This is a genomic window from Acidithiobacillus sp. TH-A36, from assembly GCF_057473445.1.
Genome location: NZ_JBYCKP010000299.1, coordinates 1 through 1,926 on the forward strand (window position 1 = coordinate 1; position 1,926 = coordinate 1,926).

A 1,926-nucleotide genomic window follows, 5' to 3' on the forward strand; every position below is an offset into this window, starting at 1 on the left:
CATCAATATTGATTTCACTCATGTCATTGACAATCACTGCGACACGCCGGCCTTCCCGGTTGTGCAGGATATGGTTGAGGAGCGTGGTTTTGCCGGCGCCGAGAAAACCCGACAACACGGTGACGGGAAGGGGAGTGGTGGAGAGTTGAGACATGATAAATCCTCACAAGATTACTGAAATGGCATGCTGTAATATGCAACTAAGTTGCACATAACAACATGGGAATCCTGTGCAGGTCAAGTGAGGAGAACGCAACGCGCCCTCTTTTGTTGCCAAAGTCGCGGCAGGCCTCTGATTGATGAACTGAGCATAAACAACAAAAAAGCAGGGGGGTAATGCTTCGAATAATATTAAAGTCAGTAGTAAAGGCAGACTATAATTAAAACTGTAGTGAGCTGACTGAATTTCTATTTTGTTCCTGGTCTTGCAAGGAATAAGATTAACGATAATCGACATGGGAGATCGATCAATGGATATGCATTCAATGAGTATGCAGGCGATGACCAACAGCATGCATTATATTTCTGATGGGCAAACCGCTGCGGGGATCGTAGTGACGGGTTTGATTGCCTTTGCTTTTTTTGGGTTGGCTGCAGCGCTGTTCATGCGCGCTGCGCGCGCCGAGGCAAAAAAAGAAGCACAAGAGGCAAGCAAGCACTAAAAGCCATTATATATTTAGAAACCTGTTGCTGAGTTGCTTTATTGAGCTGTGCAGGGCAGTTGGCTGTCAGGCGCTGCCCCTAGTTTAATTTTCAAGCGTGCAAATGATAGTGCCAACCCAGTCGGATAATGGCGACGAAGGCGTTGGGGATGGTGTTCCCGGGTCCGTTGGCACCGGGGTTGACGATATATTGCAGGTCGGGTTGGATATAAAAATCCTTGAAAACGGGCTGTTTGAAGTTCACTTCCAGACTGGTTTCTGCAGCCCCCGTATTTGAACCGAATTGGCGTTGCCAGGCGCGGGCCATGCCCAGACTGAGGGTTGAGCCGGGTGAATCCGGAATGAAATGGCGCAGCCGCAATCCTGCGCCCATATAGGCATTCACTGGCGAAACAGCTGCGGCATTGGGGGCTCCGCCACCTTGCAGGAAGACTCCCCAGTTCATCTGATCGGCTTTCCAACGATACTCGGCGGTGCCGTAAAAACCGCCCTGACTGGTAGATGTACCGATGCCAATGTTTTGCGTGAGGTACGGCCCGTAAATGTGGTTGTAATAGCCTCCGGCCTTGAGCATCGCCGTGCCCGGACCAATGGGAATACTTTGGTCGACTTCACCATAATAAATCATTCCGTCACTGCCCCAGGGCGCACGGAAGGGATGGACGCCATCCGCACTAAATGCGCCTGCCATTAGCGTGGTATTGCCCCAGCTCGCTGCAGCCATGGCTCCGAGACTGGAGTAAGGATAAGTGGGCGTGAAGGGAATGTTGGCCGAAATGATGGGATAAATACCATAAGAGGCATTGAACAGTTCGCCTGCTACTCCGGTATCATCGAAATAATCGTTAGGATTGAGCAAGCCGAGGCGCAAGGTATAGTCGCCGAATTTTTGTCGATAATAAGCCTTATAAAGATGGGCCATGTGTTGATAGGGCGTAGTGAGATTGGAGACGCTCTGTAGATCACCAATGTACAAACTGTCGGGGTTGCTGCTGTCCGCAGCAAGGCCTTCGACTACAAAAAGACCTCCCTGCCACCAACCGGCCTTACCGGTATGCAGGGCTAGTCCGCCTTTCCAGAGCCCGGTTGCGGTGCTGCCGGTACTGATGCCACCACTCAGATTGGAAACGCCTTCTATCTGGCCATGCAAGACCAGGGAAATTCCTCGCCACCAGTTTTGGTGCGCTGCTTCGGGGATGGACTGACCCGTACTGGCACCCCAGGCGGGGGCAGTAGATGCGCAGAAAAAAATGCTACTCAAGAG

General features: G+C 51.4%; 3 protein-coding genes. 1 reads left to right on the forward strand and 2 read right to left on the reverse strand.

Annotated features, from left to right (window positions below):
* The coding region (locus AC2VLY_RS07815) for a GTP-binding protein (RefSeq protein ID WP_486922059.1) at positions 1–154 on the reverse strand (154 nt) is incomplete at its 3' end.
* Positions 155–470: 316 nt separating this feature from the next.
* Here AC2VLY_RS07815 and AC2VLY_RS07820 point away from each other — a divergent pair.
* Positions 471–662, forward strand: coding sequence for a hypothetical protein (locus AC2VLY_RS07820; RefSeq protein ID WP_486892401.1), 192 nt, complete (start codon positions 471–473; stop codon positions 660–662).
* Between the two features lie 91 nt (positions 663–753).
* On the opposite strand, the gene AC2VLY_RS07825 is transcribed toward AC2VLY_RS07820, so the two are convergent.
* On the reverse strand, positions 754–1,926 hold a 1,173-nt coding region (locus AC2VLY_RS07825; RefSeq protein WP_486922058.1), incomplete at its 5' end, for a carbohydrate porin.